The sequence below is a fragment of the Bacteroides sp. genome (assembly GCF_030151085.1).
Taxonomy (GTDB): Bacteria; Bacteroidota; Bacteroidia; order Bacteroidales; family Bacteroidaceae; genus Bacteroides.
In genome coordinates this window covers 1-15,703 of record NZ_JASLER010000085.1, presented here as the reverse complement: position 1 = coordinate 15,703, position 15,703 = coordinate 1, and the positions used below count along the sequence as shown (strand labels likewise).

12 protein-coding genes are annotated in these 15,703 nt (G+C 44.5%); 5 read left to right on the top strand and 7 right to left on the bottom strand.

The window, feature by feature from the left end:
* Nucleotides 1–8 precede the first annotated feature (8 nt).
* The 5 genes from Q1W14_RS17750 (at nt 9) to Q1W14_RS17730 (ending at nt 7,661) form a co-directional block, all read left to right on the top strand.
* Nucleotides 9–4,271: a hypothetical protein gene (locus tag Q1W14_RS17750; protein WP_300703819.1), complete on the top strand. Its 4,263-nt coding sequence runs from the start codon at nt 9–11 to the stop codon at nt 4,269–4,271.
* Nucleotides 4,272–4,286: 15 nt separating this feature from the next.
* Entirely contained in the window at nt 4,287–5,504 is a 1,218-nt protein-coding gene (locus Q1W14_RS17745; RefSeq protein WP_300703816.1) for a FimB/Mfa2 family fimbrial subunit, read from the top strand.
* A gap of 39 nt (nt 5,505–5,543) precedes the next feature.
* The gene (locus Q1W14_RS17740) at nt 5,544–5,852 is read left to right on the top strand and encodes an MGMT family protein (RefSeq protein ID WP_300703813.1); all 309 of its coding nucleotides are present in this window, start codon (nt 5,544–5,546) and stop codon (nt 5,850–5,852) included.
* Nucleotides 5,853–5,881: 29 nt separating this feature from the next.
* Nucleotides 5,882–6,715 carry a deoxyribonuclease IV gene (gene nfo, locus Q1W14_RS17735; RefSeq protein ID WP_300703810.1) on the top strand — a complete coding sequence of 278 codons (834 nt, stop codon included), beginning with the start codon at nt 5,882–5,884 and terminating at the stop codon, nt 6,713–6,715.
* A gap of 64 nt (nt 6,716–6,779) precedes the next feature.
* Complete coding sequence (locus tag Q1W14_RS17730; RefSeq protein WP_300703807.1) at nt 6,780–7,661, top strand: TIGR01777 family oxidoreductase; 882 nt, start codon at nt 6,780–6,782, stop codon at nt 7,659–7,661.
* 23 nt (nt 7,662–7,684) lie between these two features.
* On the opposite strand, the gene Q1W14_RS17725 is transcribed toward Q1W14_RS17730, so the two are convergent.
* The 7 genes from Q1W14_RS17725 to Q1W14_RS17695 all read right to left on the bottom strand — a co-directional run.
* Complete coding sequence (locus Q1W14_RS17725) at nt 7,685–9,310, bottom strand: RluA family pseudouridine synthase (protein ID WP_300703805.1); 1,626 nt, start codon at nt 9,308–9,310, stop codon at nt 7,685–7,687.
* A 53-nt stretch (nt 9,311–9,363) separates the two neighbouring features.
* On the bottom strand, nt 9,364–10,704 hold the full coding sequence (locus Q1W14_RS17720) for a Fic family protein (RefSeq protein ID WP_300703802.1): 1,341 nt from the start codon (nt 10,702–10,704) through the stop codon (nt 9,364–9,366).
* A gap of 27 nt (nt 10,705–10,731) precedes the next feature.
* Nucleotides 10,732–11,589: an SDR family oxidoreductase gene (locus Q1W14_RS17715; protein WP_300703800.1), complete on the bottom strand. Its 858-nt coding sequence runs from the start codon at nt 11,587–11,589 to the stop codon at nt 10,732–10,734.
* Nucleotides 11,590–11,616: 27 nt separating this feature from the next.
* Nucleotides 11,617–12,516: a class A beta-lactamase, subclass A2 gene (gene bla / locus Q1W14_RS17710; RefSeq protein ID WP_300703798.1), complete on the bottom strand. Its 900-nt coding sequence runs from the start codon at nt 12,514–12,516 to the stop codon at nt 11,617–11,619.
* A gap of 48 nt (nt 12,517–12,564) precedes the next feature.
* The gene (gene aat, locus Q1W14_RS17705; protein ID WP_300703795.1) at nt 12,565–13,203 is read right to left on the bottom strand and encodes a leucyl/phenylalanyl-tRNA--protein transferase; all 639 of its coding nucleotides are present in this window, start codon (nt 13,201–13,203) and stop codon (nt 12,565–12,567) included.
* A gap of 4 nt (nt 13,204–13,207) precedes the next feature.
* Nucleotides 13,208–15,433 carry an AAA family ATPase gene (locus Q1W14_RS17700; protein ID WP_300703794.1) on the bottom strand — a complete coding sequence of 742 codons (2,226 nt, stop codon included), beginning with the start codon at nt 15,431–15,433 and terminating at the stop codon, nt 13,208–13,210.
* 15 nt (nt 15,434–15,448) lie between these two features.
* Nucleotides 15,449–15,703, bottom strand: a 255-nt coding sequence (locus tag Q1W14_RS17695) for an ATP-dependent Clp protease adaptor ClpS (protein ID WP_300703792.1), incomplete at its 5' end; no start/stop codon positions are given.

Sequence of the window (15,703 nt, the reverse complement as noted above, 5' to 3'; positions counted from 1 at the left end):
CTATCGCAATGAAAACGAAACATATCTTCATCATTTACGCCTTCTTCTTCGGACTATCCGCTTGTCAGGACGAAGATCTTTTTACAGTTCCCGAAGCCGATATTTCTTCGAAAGGTGCCACTACCTTCGCTGCATCCACTTCTGCTCTTACCACCACCGATGGAGGTGCTACGTGGACTGCCAACCGAAGGATACCCCTGGTAGGTCAAGGACGTATCGTGGATGATATGTCGAACGCACTGATAGCCGTACTATCCAGTAACTCAGGTATCGCTAATATGCTCGATACCGACATCACTAACTCCGCCTCATTCGGCGGTGTAACCAATGCCCAACTTGTAGGCAACGAAATAGCCTCCGTTCGCGACGTCAACCGCACGTATGCAGGAGGACAAGTAGCAGGATTCGTCTACTCGTTGAGTAACGTTTCCTTAATCGACCTCAATGTACTGAAAGGTTTCTATTTGAAAACCTATCTCAAAGGGGTCTTCCAGGAAATGAAAGGTAGCGACACACAAGCGGTGTCGGCCTTACAACTAGACCTTGCCGGTGCCGCTAACAATGGTACTCAGCAGGCACTTTCCTTTACAACCACCTTTACAAAAGACTTTGATGAAATAAAATTGGGCATGTACGGAGTTTCGGCTACTGTACTGAGTGCCTTGAGCCTATACTACGCCTTCGTAGGTGATAACCCCATACAACCTGCTATAACAACTAACCCTTACTTCACGAGTGGAGTATCGGTACATGATAATACTCTCCTCGATTTGACGTGGACCACTGTACCAAACAGTGGCCAACTGATAGATGCTAATGTAGCAAATGGTCCTACATTTGGTTTAATAGGAGGCTTATTCCAACCTCGCGCCACTATTAACTTCGGGCAAACAATACCCGTTGGAGCCGAAGTCGGTTTCAATCTCTCAAGCCTTGGGCTGGCGAATATTGGTTTGTTGGGTAGCACCATACTCACCACGTATGATGCTTCAAGTAACCAGCAAGAACAAGTGACCATCAGCAGCTTGCTAGGTTTATCGGCAGTACAAACCGGAGGTACGCAAATCAGTATGATACTGAAGAAACCGGCCTCGCAAGTCAAAATCCAGTTCTCGGGTATCAATGTCAACCTGAGTGCTACCACTATCAATTATGCTTTTGTGCGCGATCCGATAGTAGTTGATGCTTCCAGTTACTTTGCACTAGGTAACGCCACTATTACCGGTAATTCTTATCAACTGTTCACTCCAACCACAGGAAGTGTTGCTTATACCGTCACAGGTCCTACAGGATCTACTCCAACCATAAGTAGTAACATGATAACAGGTATGACTGTTAATGGTGCTTATACTGTGACCGGGACTTATACCGGTACCGATGGTACAACTTATACGCAGACCGCCACCATTACCCGTAATGCCAGCGGCGTAGGTGACACGTCGGTATGTAACAATATGATTACCATAGCCAGCAACGGTGCATCCGTTTATGGTCCTACGGGAGGAGGATGTCTGCTCTGTGCCGGCGAAGGTACTTCCTTTACAGGAAAGAACAATCTGATAGACAGTAATCCGGATAACTATATCACCTATAATAATGTACTGAGCTTGGCTGCCAACACTTCTATAGTGGGCATACAGACTAGCGCAACCCAACCCGTTAATGCTACTCAAAGTAATATCCGGGCGGGGTTCGTTGTACAGACTTCATCGGGACTGTTGAATGCCAATGTGCTCAAGCTCTTTGTCATCCGCCTTTATCGCAACGGGGTGAAGGTATTTGAAAGTACTGCCGATGGCAATAGTGCTATCTCTGCCGGACTGATTGGTGACAATGGGGGCAAAGTACGTCTATCGGTCAATACCAACCAGACGTTTGATGCCATCGAACTTTGGACAGCTGGCTTGCTCAACCTGAACCTGAGTGCTTTCCGTATCTATTACCCTTTCTGGGAAAATGCCAGCGCTTCTTGTTATAGTGGCAGTCCGGCAGAAGCCTGTATGCAACTGATGACTCCGGCAAGTTACGGAGCCAGCATTAACTATGCCGCAACAGGCACTACGGATGTTGCTAATGTGGCGACTTCTTTCCTCGACTTGGGCAACCTGATCGATTCGGATGTCAACACTTATTCAACCATCAATACAACGAATGTATTGGGAACAGTCACTGTGGCTGTGAAATTCAACAAAATAAATCAGAAACAGCCCGTAGGTTTTATTGTAGCTACTCCGGCAGGTGTGCTGGGAGCAGACGTGATAGGATGGACTACTATAAGCCTTTATAATGGCGGTGTATTGGTAGGAAGTACCGGAAACGGCGGTGTATTGGGACTCAACGTTATCAGTAACAACGGAAATCAATACCTCGAAACGACCCCGTCGAGCGCGCCTTTCGACGAAGCACGCATTACATTGACAGGAGTTGCCAACGCTGTGAAGCAAATTCAGTTGGCAGGAATCTATACCCGTCCGGACAGTAATGGCGACGGGATACCCGACTGTGCCGATGCTCCTCCAAGCACGGGTGAGACTATCGACCTGGTCAATGTGACCTCTCACGTCTGCCAAGGCACACCGATTGTTATCACTGTGAATGGTGGTACGAACGGTAACAGTTATCTGCTACGCATGTACAATGTAGCCAACGGTAATGCGGTGACCAATACTACGGTTACTCTGACAAGCCAAACGTTTACTTTGAGCAATGTACCTGCCGGAGATTATTATATTTCCATCTACGACGCTGCCGGTACAAATCTCTATTATAATGGTATTCATGCAACTGTGCACCCATTGAGCACCACCTGGAAGACCAGTCCGACCTCTACCGATTGGAATACTTGGGCAAACTGGACGAATGGTAGCCCGTGGCAATGTACGGATGTTGTTATCCCATCCAATGCTTCGCAATATCCTGTGCTATTGCAGAGTGCAGCTAACTATTGTAATAACCTTCACTTCGCCCCGAATGCCGAGATTGTGAATACTCACTACCTTAATTATGCACAGGCATGGGTAGAGATGGCATTACAAGCAGGACGTTACTATATGTTGTCTGCCCCATTGAAGGCTATGTTCACGGGGGATATGTTTATACCTGGTGCTATGAACGGTACCCAGAACAATCCAACTTTCACAGTACTGAATGCTTCGACTTCACCTGAAAACCGTTTCAGTCCACGCGTCTACCAACGTTTGTGGAGCCACGACGCACCCGGACAGAAGTTCACCGGTGGTACACTGACCCCAGTCTCCGTGACTCCGGACAATACGAACTGGACACCTCCGTTCAATGCTTTGAGCCAGGCGTACGGCCTTGGTATGGGATTCTCGATGCTTGCTGACAAAGAATCTGCATCGGCTAGCACGCTTACGTTCCGCTTTCCGAAGGTGCACACACAGTTTACCTATTTCAATCTGTCGGGCTCCAGCTCTTCATATAGTGAAACGCTGACACGTACCCTTCCAGGACGCTTTATCTACGAGAATAGCAGTGGTTCTGTCACCTTCCCTCTAACAGTGGGTGCTACAAACAAGGTGGCAGGTACAACTTTCATCGTAGGCAATCCGTTTATGTCGCATCTCAGCATCAGTCAGTTTATGACGGACAATCCGTTGATAACTTCGGTCAAGGTGTATGACGGTAATACAAATAATTCTGTTATCAAAGCCGACGGACAATTAGTGAGCAACGGAACAAATTTCCAGTATATTGCACCGATGCAATCGGTCTTTGTTACTGTGGCGACTCCTTCACTGACGCTCCCTATACGTTTTACTACTGCTGCTTTGACACAGGCTCCGGGTTCCGGTGGGCTATTGCGTAGTGCAACTGCTGCAACTCAGACACGTGCTATCAGTACGGGACGCCCGACGCTGGTTCTGACAGCTAGTGTAGGTAATACTTCTTCCAGTTGCATCATCCGTCTCCATCCGTCTGCACGTGTTGCTTTCAATCCGAAGGAGGATTCGGAAATATTGCTTGACAATGAGGTAGTTCCGACTATCGCTGTGTACAGTATTGCAAATGAGAAAGCTCTGGATATACAGCAACTCAACGATGCCGAACGCATTCCTATAGGTTTCAATCTGCGTACGCCCGGACAGGTAAAGCTGAAATTGTCTCATGCCAATGGAGATACTTGGAAAAACTGGTCGTTGCTAGATACGGAAACGAACAAACGTACTCCGCTTTCGGGTTCAGAAGTTATAGTGGACGCAGGTACGATGTCTTCGCATGTAGGCCGCTTTTATTTAGTTAGAAACTGATAATTCTTAATTCTTATGAGACGCTTTAGATTCAAAAGATATGTACTTGGTGCATTGTTCCTATCGGCACTGTTGATGACAGCTTGCCAAGGTGATGATGCATTGGACGAGGTTGTTCCCGATACTCCGGGCGGAAAGGCAGGGGATGTAGTGCTTAACTTTACCGTGACGGGTGACTTGTCTGTTGCCGATGCGGATAATACGGGCAGTACTCCCGATGCTACCCGTAGTCAGGGCCCAAGTACTCGCACCACCTTGCCGGGGTCGGGTAATGTGCAACACGTAACGGCAATCCAGCTTTATATCTTCAACGGTACGAGTCCCACTGCTATTTGTGTGGCATCCGAGAATGTAGGTTGGTCGGCTCATTTCGGCAATATTCCGCCTACAGTTACTTCGTCAATGAACTATCACGTGAAGTATGAGGGGCTGGTTAACGGAAATTCATATACTTTCCTGGCAGTAGGGATGGATGATATGTCACCTGTTACTTACGGATATCCGGGAGCTATTGTAGTCGGGATGACTCAACTGGGAAACGCTTTCGCAACGTTGGCAGGTACCGAATCTGCCACATGGACGAATATGCGTCAGGCCGAGTTGTTTGCCGGTGCCACTACCCTGACAGCCAGTTCTTACGGTACGCAAGGTAATGTTAACCTATGGCGCCGGGTAGCCGGTGTGATGGGATGGTTCACTAATGTTCCGACCAGTATCAGCGGTACTACTGTTAGCAGTATACGCATCAGTCTGTATACGTCGCAGAACAAGAGTGTACCACTTATCCAACGCAGTCAAACGCCTGTATTCGCAGATTATATACTAAATCCGGTGGTTACAAGCGGAGGGCAGGTTTTAGCAGAAATACCAGTTCCGGTCGGCACACTTCCAGTGATGATGTTGTCGAAAGGCTCGTATGTACTACCTGTTCCTGCTCCTGCCCCAGTGAACGCCAATGACTACACGCTGAGAGTGGAATTGATAAGTCCTACAGGTACAATTATACGCTCAAACCGTGTTACTCTTGCCGGAACGGATGATTCTAATTCGTCGCCTGGTAATGGTACGGGAGTTATAGATCCGCAAGGTATCTACCGCTTCCCAATTGTAGCCAACCGATTCTACGGTATCGGAACTCCTCTTAGCCCTATCAACCTAGGTGGTACTGTTCTTAGAAGTTCAATTCGTGCCCGGATTATTACGGATATGAATGAAGTGAAGATTGGAGAATAGCAATAATTTGTTTTATCTTTGTCCTGAAAACAATATCACATGGATAAAGATACTTTTCAGCAGGAAGTGTATAATGTAGTTTCTGCTATTCCTCCGGGACGAGTGGTAACGTATGGGCAGATTGCCTATCTTATAGGTAAACCTTTATGTTCGCGTATGGTAGGACAGGCTATGCATAACGTTCCTCCGGAGTTACATTTACCTTGCCATCGGGTAGTGAACAGCCAGGGAAGACTGGCACCTTTCTGGCTTGAACAGAGAGTCTTGCTGGAGGAAGAGGGTGTGAAATTCAGGCGGAATGGATGTGTGGATATGAAAGCATCTCAGTGGGAATTCATGAGAGAATAGTTTCATTAATAACTAAACATTATAGATTTATGAAATTTATAGGTGCACACGTATCAGCTAGTGGCGGAGTAGAAGCAGCTCCCGTCAATGCTCATGAAATAGGGGCAAATGCTTTTGCCTTGTTTACAAAGAATCAGCGTCAGTGGGTGGCGAAACCTTTGGCTGAGGAGAGTATTGAACTTTTTAAGGAGAACTGTGAAAAGTATGCTTTTGATTCTCGTTACATTTTACCCCATGACAGTTATTTGATAAATCTGGGGCATCCTGAGATTGAGGGGTTGGAAAAAAGCCGTGCTGCCTTTCTGGATGAGATGCAACGTTGTGAACAACTCGGTTTGAAGTTACTGAACTTTCATCCGGGCAGCCATTTGAATAAGATTTCTGTGGAAGCTTGTTTGGATAAAGTAGCTGAGTCTATTAATATCACTTTGAGTAAGACCCGTGGAGTTACGGCTGTTATTGAAAACACTGCCGGACAAGGTAGTAATGTAGGAAATGAGTTCTGGCAGTTGAGATATATCATTGACCGTGTAGAAGATAAGACCCGCGTTGGAGTTTGCTTGGATACCTGCCATACTTATTCTGCAGGTTATGATATTGTAGCTGATTATGATAATGTATTCAAAGAATTCGATGCAACAGTGGGATTTAACTATTTGCGTGGCATCCACTTAAATGATACAAAGAAAGCTTTAGGTAGCCATGTGGATAGACATGACAGCATAGGAAAAGGCTTGCTTGGAATGGATTTTTTTAAACGCTTTATGAAGGATTCTCGTTTTGACGATATGCCCATTATTCTGGAGACACCGGATGAATCACTTTGGGCTGAAGAGATACAATTGCTACGTAGTTTGGAGTAATCTAAGTGATTAAGGGTGCGAACTAATAATTCTGCTTCTTTGTTATTATGAGAAAATAATTATCATGAGGGTAGCAATTACCGGGGCGTCCGGTTTCATTGGGAAGCATCTGTCGGATTATCTGGCAGCATTTGATTATCAAATCGTTCCTTTAGGAAGAGGACTTTTGTGTGAAGAATATTTTCAACAATTGGTTGAAATATTAGAAGATTGTGATGTACTAATTAATTTGGCAGGTGCTACTATCAACCGACGTTGGACTCCTCAGTATAAGGATGCTATATGTAATAGTCGTATTGGTACGACATCTCGCCTGGTGTGTGCATTGAAGTCTGCTAATCGAAAACCGGGACTTATGATTTCTGCCTCTGCCGTGGGGTATTATCCTTCAGAAGGAGAGTTTGACGAACATGATGATGTGGTTGCCGAAGGTTTCTTGGCATCACTTTGTAGAGAATGGGAAGCGGAAGCGAAGAAATGCCCTTCAGATATGCGGGTAGTTATCACGCGTTTCGGAGTCGTCTTGGCTCTTGATGGTGGAGCTATGCAAGAGATGGTAACTCCTTTGATACGGACAAAGGTTTCTGCTGTAATAGGTACAGGCAAACAAGCCTTTCCGTGGATAGCTTTGCAGGATGTCTGCAAAGCGATTCATTTCTTGATGGAGAAAGAAAAAGCGAAAGGCGTTTATAATTTGGTTTCACCGCAGCAAATTACTCAAAAGCATTTGGCTCATGCATTAGCTAAGGCATATAGGGCATGGGTTACTTTACCCGTACCAGGTATAGTATTTAGTTGTCTTTTTGGCGAACGAAGCAACATGTTGCTGGAAGGGCAGAATGTACGTCCTTCACGATTACTTGAAGCCGGTTTTACCTTTTCTGTGTCGACGGTTGAGAAGTTGTTGAATTTGCCGGATGTTAAGGTTGCACATGGTCACTCTTGAATACACATTCAATGCGGTTGTTTTTAGAATTCTGATTCTTTACTAATCTTTATTATTTCTCCTGTCAGAGGATGTACAAACTCCAGTGCTTCGGCATGCAGATACAGACGATCCGCTTTCTTTCCATACAGTTCGTCACCTACAATGGGGCAATGCAACCCAAGCAGATGGGCAGCATGTACACGGAGTTGATGAGTACGCCCAGTACATGGATAGAAGGCAATGCGGGTACAGTTGTCTTTACGATCTAAAACTTGGAAATCAGTAATGGCAGGTTTACCATATTCTGCATGCACCATTTGACGGGGGCGGTCGAGCGGATTCAGGCAGATAGGTAACTCAATGGTTCCTTTGTCTTGCGGAACAAGCCCATCGAGTAGGGCGATGTAACGCTTCTTCACTGTTCGGCTCTTGAATTGTGCTTGTAAATGCTGGTGTACACGCTTGGACTTGGCTATAATCAGCAGACCGGATGTTGCCATATCGAGGCGATGTACTATCATTGGTCCATCTGCATCGGGGTATTTTTTATGCATCAAGCTATACACAGATACTGTATCTTCTTTCCCAGGAACAGATAACATACCTGTCGGTTTATTGATAACTACCAGCCATGGGTCTTCGTAAACAATATCAAGTTCCAAGGAAGCATTCTGCATGCTCTTAAGCATTGGGTTTTCTTCTATATCAAGCCCTTGCAGCATGTGGTTCAAGATGGGCTCACACTTTCCTTTGCATGCAGGATAGTACTGCCCATGTCGGCGTATTTCTGTTTTTGGAGAGGTGCCCCACCAGAATTCTGCCATAGCAATTGGTTTCCAGCCATTCAGATAAGCCTCTTGCAGTAACTTAGGAGCTGCGCATTCGCCTGCTCCGGCAGGTGGGGTCTTCTGAACAGTCTGCTCGAAAATTTCACAGAGTGTTTTGATTTCTCCCCGACGATTCAGCATTCTGAATTGTTCAAACAATTGTTGTTGCAGATTAGCGGAGCGTGTTTTCCGCTCAGACTTTAACTGTTGTATTTTGTCTTCGTGGGCGGCTATAAGATTTTGTAGGGGAGATATTTCTTCTTTCCAGATACGTTCCATACGTTTGTACTCAGCTTTTTGGAATTGACTTTCGCGTATCAGTTTAGCTTCTTCTTCGGGAGTGAGAGTTTTGGATTGTCTACATTCTTCCCGATACTTTTTGGCTGTTTTTAGTTGTTGTTTTGCTTCATCTAAAGCTTCTTGTGCGGCTTGCTGCAGTGCTGATAATTGGGTAATCAGACTTTGATAAGTTTCGTCTTCCTCTAACTGCATGATTCGTACATTGATTTGGGATATCTGCTCTTCTTCTATTTTGAAGAATCCTTGCGGTTGTAACAAATCATATATTGGTGGGACAAAGAACGAGTGTCTATTTTTGCCTGCCAGAATGCCGGAGAATGCAGCTAAATAACCAATTTCTCCTTCTTCCGTTTGTACTACCAATACTCCGAACATTTTACCTTGTTTCAATTCTTCTTCCCAATCTTTTTGCCTGCTGAGATAACTCTGAACTTCTTCCGCCGCCAGTATACATAGCGGATGAGGGGTATAGCAGAAAGGATAGGTAAATCTTTCCGGCAATGGAATATCAGCAATGGAAGTTGTGAAACGGTGTAGCATAATGTTGCAAAGATGAATATAAGATGAAGAAGCTCATTCAATCAATTCTATAATTATTTGAATGACTTCATTTGTTTACCTTTCTCAGTCAGACGATATTTTTGCATCCGGCTATTGGGCTTGTTGGGTATTGTCATTTCTATTATTCCCATTTCTAATGCTGGCTTTAAGTAGTTTAGACGGAAATATTCTCTGTCGGAAAGGTTGAGTTTTGCTTGTATTTCTTGTCTATTCATATCACAATTCAATACCTTGGTCAGTTCATTGACTTGCGGGGTGACTTGCGGGGTGACTTGCGGGGTAACTTGCGGGGTAACCTCCTCGGAAGACGGAAAAATCATTCTCAAGAAGTTCTCTGTGAAGACAAAACACTCTTTTCCATAGCTTCTCAATATGCGGGGAATTCCCGAACCTAAGTGTTCTACTAAATCTAAATCTCTGAATACGCGCATCAACTCTTTATTACGAGGAACGGAGTATCCTTCAAAAAATTCCTTTTCGGTGATTCCTTGAGGCAAACTGCCGAACGATGTAATCTCAATTCTATTGTTAAAGAATTCAAACTTGGGAGGTATTTCGGAAGTGTAGTCGTTATGAACTATTGCGTTGATGATGGCTTCACGTAAGGCAACCGGATTCCAAAGTTTCTTTTCCTCTCGTTCTTTGTGGGTGATTTTGGCCAATGTCTTGTTTTCTACATTAATCTTGTCCAATATCTGTTTTGTAGCTTTTATTAGCGAGCAGTAACCATATTCATTGTTCTCGGTTAAGTCTACGCGGTCGAGACCATTGTATTTTGCTACTTTCATGGACATGCTGTTTACGTCGGACAATAAGTAACCCACGTAATTGTAAACACCTTCTTCGGTCAGCAATTCGAGATTGGGGGCAAATTGGCGGTTTAATGTTTTGTTTGCTCCTTCATAGTAAATTTTGAGTTGTTCGAAAGTTAGGTTTTGTTTGGGAGATTTTATCTTGCCTATTGAGTTCCGGGTACGTTTGGCAAACAAAGACTCAATCATTCTTACAGGCATCGGTTCTGCTGCCGTACCAACACGGATGAATGTACCCTTTTCGGACATTCCTAACTTCTTAATGTAGTAAGGTTTTTCGGTGCCACTGGCAAATGTGACTTTGATGACATCGACCGAATTGATATTTTCAACGGCAACATCGAATAGTCCCATACAAGATGGCATGATGTTATTTCTAAGGCGGTCTTTTATTTTTAGCATATCGGTGTCTATATCGGCCACTCCAATGGGGTCTCCTGTTTTATAGACTCCTATATAAATAACTCCTCCTTCTTGATTGTTCAGAAAGGCAACTGCCTCTTTTTCTAAATCTTCGGTGAGGTGCTGTTTGTATTCTATGCGATTGGTTTCAGTATTCATAATGCTAATTGTTTTTGAGCCCTTTCGTTACTCTGTATAGATCATCTTTTTTGTCATGCCTCCGTCAATAGTAATATTTTCGCCATTGATGAAATCATTTTCGTCTTGACAAAGGAATATGCATATACGTGCAACATCTTCCGGTTTGCCAACTCGACCGGAAGGATGTTGTGAATGATCTTCAGCTCGTAATTGTTCATAATCGTGTGTCTCAATCCAGCCCGGCGAGATGGAGTTTACTGTGATACGTAGCTCTGCAAGCGATAAAGCCAACGCATGTGTCAATGAATAAATCCCACCTTTGGATGCTGCATATCCTTCACTGCCCGGCTCACTCATCAGATAGCGCGTGGAACAGAGATTAATGATTCTTCCGTAGGTATTCGTGCTATTTTGGCTTTTCCGGTGTACTGCCAGAGCGTGTGAAGTAATGAATACAGGGCGTAGATTCACGGACAATATTTTATCGAAAGTCTCTACGCTCGTTTCCGTGATGGGAGAAAATTCACTGATGCCGGCATTGTTGATAATTATATCAATATCTCCCCATTCTTTGAATAAGGTTTGCAGGCAAAGCTCTAATGCATCTTTGTCACTTATATCGACGGGATAGAATTGTGCTCCGGTTGCTTGGGCTGTTTGTTGTCCTTTAGTCTCATTTTTGTCACAGAAAGCTACCTGATAATTAAGATTACAAAAAGCTTCTACAATAGCTTTACCAATACCCTCGGCACCTCCGGTTATGAAAACTTTCTTTCCCGATTGTTTTTGGAGAGGTGTAGGCTTTTGCTGCGTTTGTATCTTACCTGATTTCTTTGCTTTCTCCCAAGCCGCCTTGCGTGCCTGGTATTGCTCGTATTGATTTTCAAGATAATTATCGGCCATGATTATTCTATATTATAGAAGACAAAGTTACTGAAGTCCGTCGACATATTCATAGACTATCTGTGAAATATTTGCAATGATCTCGGTGCTTACTTTGGGATTTTCTTCTGAGTTCTTCACGAAAACAGCTATACTATACATGTGTTTATTAGGCAAAATAACAAAACCGATATCATTGATAGCAATCAGTTGACCTTTAGCATTTTTATCTCCGGTACCTGTTTTGTGACCGATAATTACATTCTTGCCGGATAGGGGGGCGAACAAACGGTCTTCACCGGTTTTGCATTCTGTCATGGTTTGATAGATAAAGTCTTTATAGGTTTTACCAAAAAGAGGTTGATTAAGAAATATTTCCAGCACTTGAGCAGCAGCTAGAGGTGTACTCCAGTTCTGGTAGCAGCGGTTTATATCTTCGTGCATATCATTTTCGGTGAAAGCGATGGAACAGGAATCAACTCCTAAAGAATGGATGTAATTGTTGGCTGATTCAGGACTACCTTGGTAATGGAATAGAATGTCGCAAGCATTATTGTCACTTTGTTGCAGGGTGTACTCCAACAATTCGGCAATACTTAGGTCGATACCTCCTTGTGGATATTTATCTCGTAGCGGACTGTAAGTATTTGGCTTCAAATCGGAAGCCTTAATGTGTAAACGGGTATCCAAAGGTATATTCCGTTGACTCATATAATCGGCCAGTGCCAGCGCTTGATGAAACTTGAATACGCTCATTAGTGGATACCTGGCATTGTTATTCACAGTTATGGTATCTTTTCCATCCAGAATAACCGCAATTCCAATTTCTGCTTTTTTGCCTTTGATGGCATTTTCTAATTGCATCGTGAGGCTGCTAGACTGCGCTTGGAGGAGAGCAGGGAACAAACATAGGAAGGTGATGAGGGTGTAAAATATTCTATTTTTCATATTCGTGAGATATTATTTGTTTTTAGGGATAAATATTTCTTAAGGTGATTACTTTTGTAAAAGCTCCATATATTCTTCGTAACTAATGAATCTACCGCCCATTGACTTCAAGTGCGGTGTTTCGAACTGGCAATCTATCAATGTACCGCCATGCTTTTGTAAGAACTGCGCCAAATGAATAAGAGCCAATTTTGATGCGCTGGGTACCAGTGAAAACATACTTTCACCGAAGAAACAGTTGCCTATGGTCACTCCGTAAAGGCCACCAACCAGTCGTTCTTCTTCCCACACTTCTATACTGGCTGCAAAACCTTGTTCGTGCAAACGGATGTAGGCATCCATCATTTCGCGACCCAGCCAGGCGCCTTCCATATCCATTCGTGATTCGCCACAGGCATGTATTACTTCTGGGAAGGCTTTGTTGACAGTAAGTTGATATATTCCTTTGTTAATGAGTGTGCGCATGGAGTGGGAGATATGAATTTCATTCGGAAAGATTACAAAGCGTTCCATGGGGCACCACCACTGTATCATACCTTCCTTGAAAGCATACCATGGAAATATCCCATTGGAATATGCCAGGAGGAGGCGGTCTATCGAAAGGTCACCACCTACAGCAAGCATTCCATCAGGATCTCCGTAGTGGGGATCGGGGAAGGAGAGTTTATTAGTTAATTGATAAACCATGCGGTTACCGTTCTTTTCTCAGAATTAAATTATTCTTTTCAACTTCTACGCAAACTTTTCCACCGACTTTGAGCGTACCGAATAAGATTTCACGCATCAGCAATGGTTTCAGGTGCGAAGCTATTACTCGATCCATTTCGCGGGCACCATATTCGGGCAAGAATCCTTTTTGTAATAACCAGTCACGTGCCTCACTGCTCAGTAGCATTTCTACTTGGCGGGCTGCCAGTTTACTGTTTAGTTCACCTAGCTTCTTGTCGAGGATGAGTGTCGCCATTTCCCGATTCATATCATGGAAGACTACTGTAGCGGACAGGCGGTTAATGAATTCCGGTTTGAAGGTTTTCTTTACCTGTTTCAGCATGGCTTCACCCGCTGTTATCTGGCTGCTGAAGCCGATAGAAGCTTGACGGGCAAATTGTGCTCCGGCATTGGAGGTCATGATAAGCACTACGTGACGGCAATCGGCTTTTCTTCCTTTGTTGTCGGTGAGTACGGCGTAATCCATTACTTGCAGCAAGATGTTGAAGACGTCGGGATGCGCTTTCTCTATTTCATCCAATAATAGTACACAGTGGGGAGTTTTACGGAGGGCGTCGGTCAGTAATCCACCGTCTTCATAGCCTACATAGCCTGCGGGGGAACCGATCAGTTTGGCAACCGTATGCTTTTCGGTATATTCGCTCATGTCGAAACGTTGCAGGGCGATGCCTAGTTCGGTTGCCAAAACTTTGGCTACTTCGGTCTTTCCAACTCCGGTGGGACCTACAAAGAGCAGGCTTGCCAACGGTTTGTTTTCATCCAGCAGTCCGGCTTTGGACATTTGCACGGCTTCCACTACTTGACGAACGGCTTCCTCTTGTCCGTAAATCTTAGAGCCGATACGTTCGTACAATGTTTCCAATGTAGCAGTGTCTTCTTCCTTCATGGCTAGTGCATCTACTTTGCAGACCCGGGCAAGCACATCGGTAATCAGAGCTTTGTCAACGATCTGTGTCTGGGTAGAAGAAGGATGTAAAACGCGATAGGCTCCTGCTTCATCTATCAGATCAATGGCTTTATCGGGCAGAAAGCGGTCGTTGATGTAACGTGCGCTTGCTTTTACGGCGTATGAAATGACGTCGGGATCGTAAGTTACTCCGTGGAAGGCTTCGTATTTCTCTTTCAGACCTTCTACAATGTTTATGGTTTCTTCGATGCTCGGTTCTTGGATGTCAATCTGTTGAAAACGGCGTACCAGACCTTTACTGCGGGAGAAGTAACGGTTGAATTCTTCGTAAGTAGTAGAACCGATAAAACGGATATCTCCTCCTTCCAGATAAGGTTTGAGCATATTGGAGGCATCCATGGAACCGTCTCCGGTACGTCCGGCACCTATCAGGTTGTGTATTTCGTCGATATAGATAATGGCATTTCCTTCGCCGCACACACCTTCCATAATGGTTTTCAGGCGTTTCTCAAAGTCTCCCCGATACTGTGTACCGGCAATCAGATTGCCTAAATCCAGTTCGTAGATGTGGCAACCAAGAAGTCGCTCAGGAACGTCGCCTGCTTCGATGCGGGCTGCCAGTCCGTAAGCTAGAGAGGTCTTTCCCACACCTGGCTCTCCGACATGGAGCGGGTTGTTTTTCTCTTTACGGCAGAGTACTTGTATGGTTCGTTCCAGTTCGGCTTTGCGTCCGATAAGTGGGTTATGGTCTTGAAGACGGTCGTTGAGGCAGGTTACATAGCTACGCCAAGGTTCGCTTTTTTCCTGTATGGATGATTCAGCGGTCTCGTCTTGTTCGGTATCTTCATAATTGGAGATAAGCGAGCTTATAAACTCTGGTATTTCTTCGCTGATAACGTCTTTCAATAAGAAGCATGCTTGAGAGTCTTCCAATTGGTACATGCCTTGTACGAGATGGGGTACATCCAATTTTTCAGCACTCGAAAAGTCGGTCACTAGATAGGCATGTTGCAGTAGGTCGCTAAGTTGGGATGAAATTTCCAATTCGTATTCTAGTTCTTTGGGGACTCTTTCCATGTCTTCTATAAGATAATTTTCTATGGCGAGAGAGAATTGGTGAACGTCAAAGCAAAATTCTTCCAAAGCGTTTACAAAGGGAATTTGTTCCATAAACGCGCTTAGAAGATGTTCGGGAGTGATGAACTCGTGCCGATACTGAATGGCCTTATGTTGTGCAGAAGCGAGAGCCTGGTTTACGGCTATTGTATTTTGTATATCCATTTTTTTTCTTGAATTTTATTCTTCTTCCGGTGTAACGGTAAGTCGAAGCGGGAAACCTTCGTTTCGTGCCATACGTGTGGCTTTTTGAACTTTAGAGCGGGCAATGTCAAACGAATAAATGCCCACTACGGCCGATTGGCTTTGGTGTACTTTCAGCATCAATGCTTCGGCTTCCGCCGGTGATTTATAAAAGATGGTGGTAAGTATATTTACTACAAATTCCATCGTGGTGAAATCATCGTTGTAGATGGTAACCTTAAAGCGTCTCGG

Bases quoted from the DNA above. Each gene is read 5' to 3' on its own strand.
- Q1W14_RS17750 (WP_300703819.1), top strand. From the start codon at position 9: ATGAAAACGAAACATATCTTCATCATTTACGCCTTCTTCTTCGGACTA.
- Q1W14_RS17745 (WP_300703816.1), top strand. From the start codon at position 4,287: ATGAGACGCTTTAGATTCAAAAGATATGTACTTGGTGCATTGTTCCTA.
- Q1W14_RS17740 (WP_300703813.1), top strand. From the start codon at position 5,544: ATGGATAAAGATACTTTTCAGCAGGAAGTGTATAATGTAGTTTCTGCT.
- nfo (WP_300703810.1), top strand. From the start codon at position 5,882: ATGAAATTTATAGGTGCACACGTATCAGCTAGTGGCGGAGTAGAAGCA.
- Q1W14_RS17730 (WP_300703807.1), top strand. From the start codon at position 6,780: ATGAGGGTAGCAATTACCGGGGCGTCCGGTTTCATTGGGAAGCATCTG.
- Q1W14_RS17725 (WP_300703805.1), bottom strand. From the start codon at position 9,310: ATGCTACACCGTTTCACAACTTCCATTGCTGATATTCCATTGCCGGAA.
- Q1W14_RS17720 (WP_300703802.1), bottom strand. From the start codon at position 10,704: ATGAATACTGAAACCAATCGCATAGAATACAAACAGCACCTCACCGAA.
- Q1W14_RS17715 (WP_300703800.1), bottom strand. From the start codon at position 11,589: ATGGCCGATAATTATCTTGAAAATCAATACGAGCAATACCAGGCACGC.
- bla (WP_300703798.1), bottom strand. From the start codon at position 12,516: ATGAAAAATAGAATATTTTACACCCTCATCACCTTCCTATGTTTGTTC.
- aat (WP_300703795.1), bottom strand. From the start codon at position 13,203: ATGGTTTATCAATTAACTAATAAACTCTCCTTCCCCGATCCCCACTAC.
- Q1W14_RS17700 (WP_300703794.1), bottom strand. From the start codon at position 15,433: ATGGATATACAAAATACAATAGCCGTAAACCAGGCTCTCGCTTCTGCA.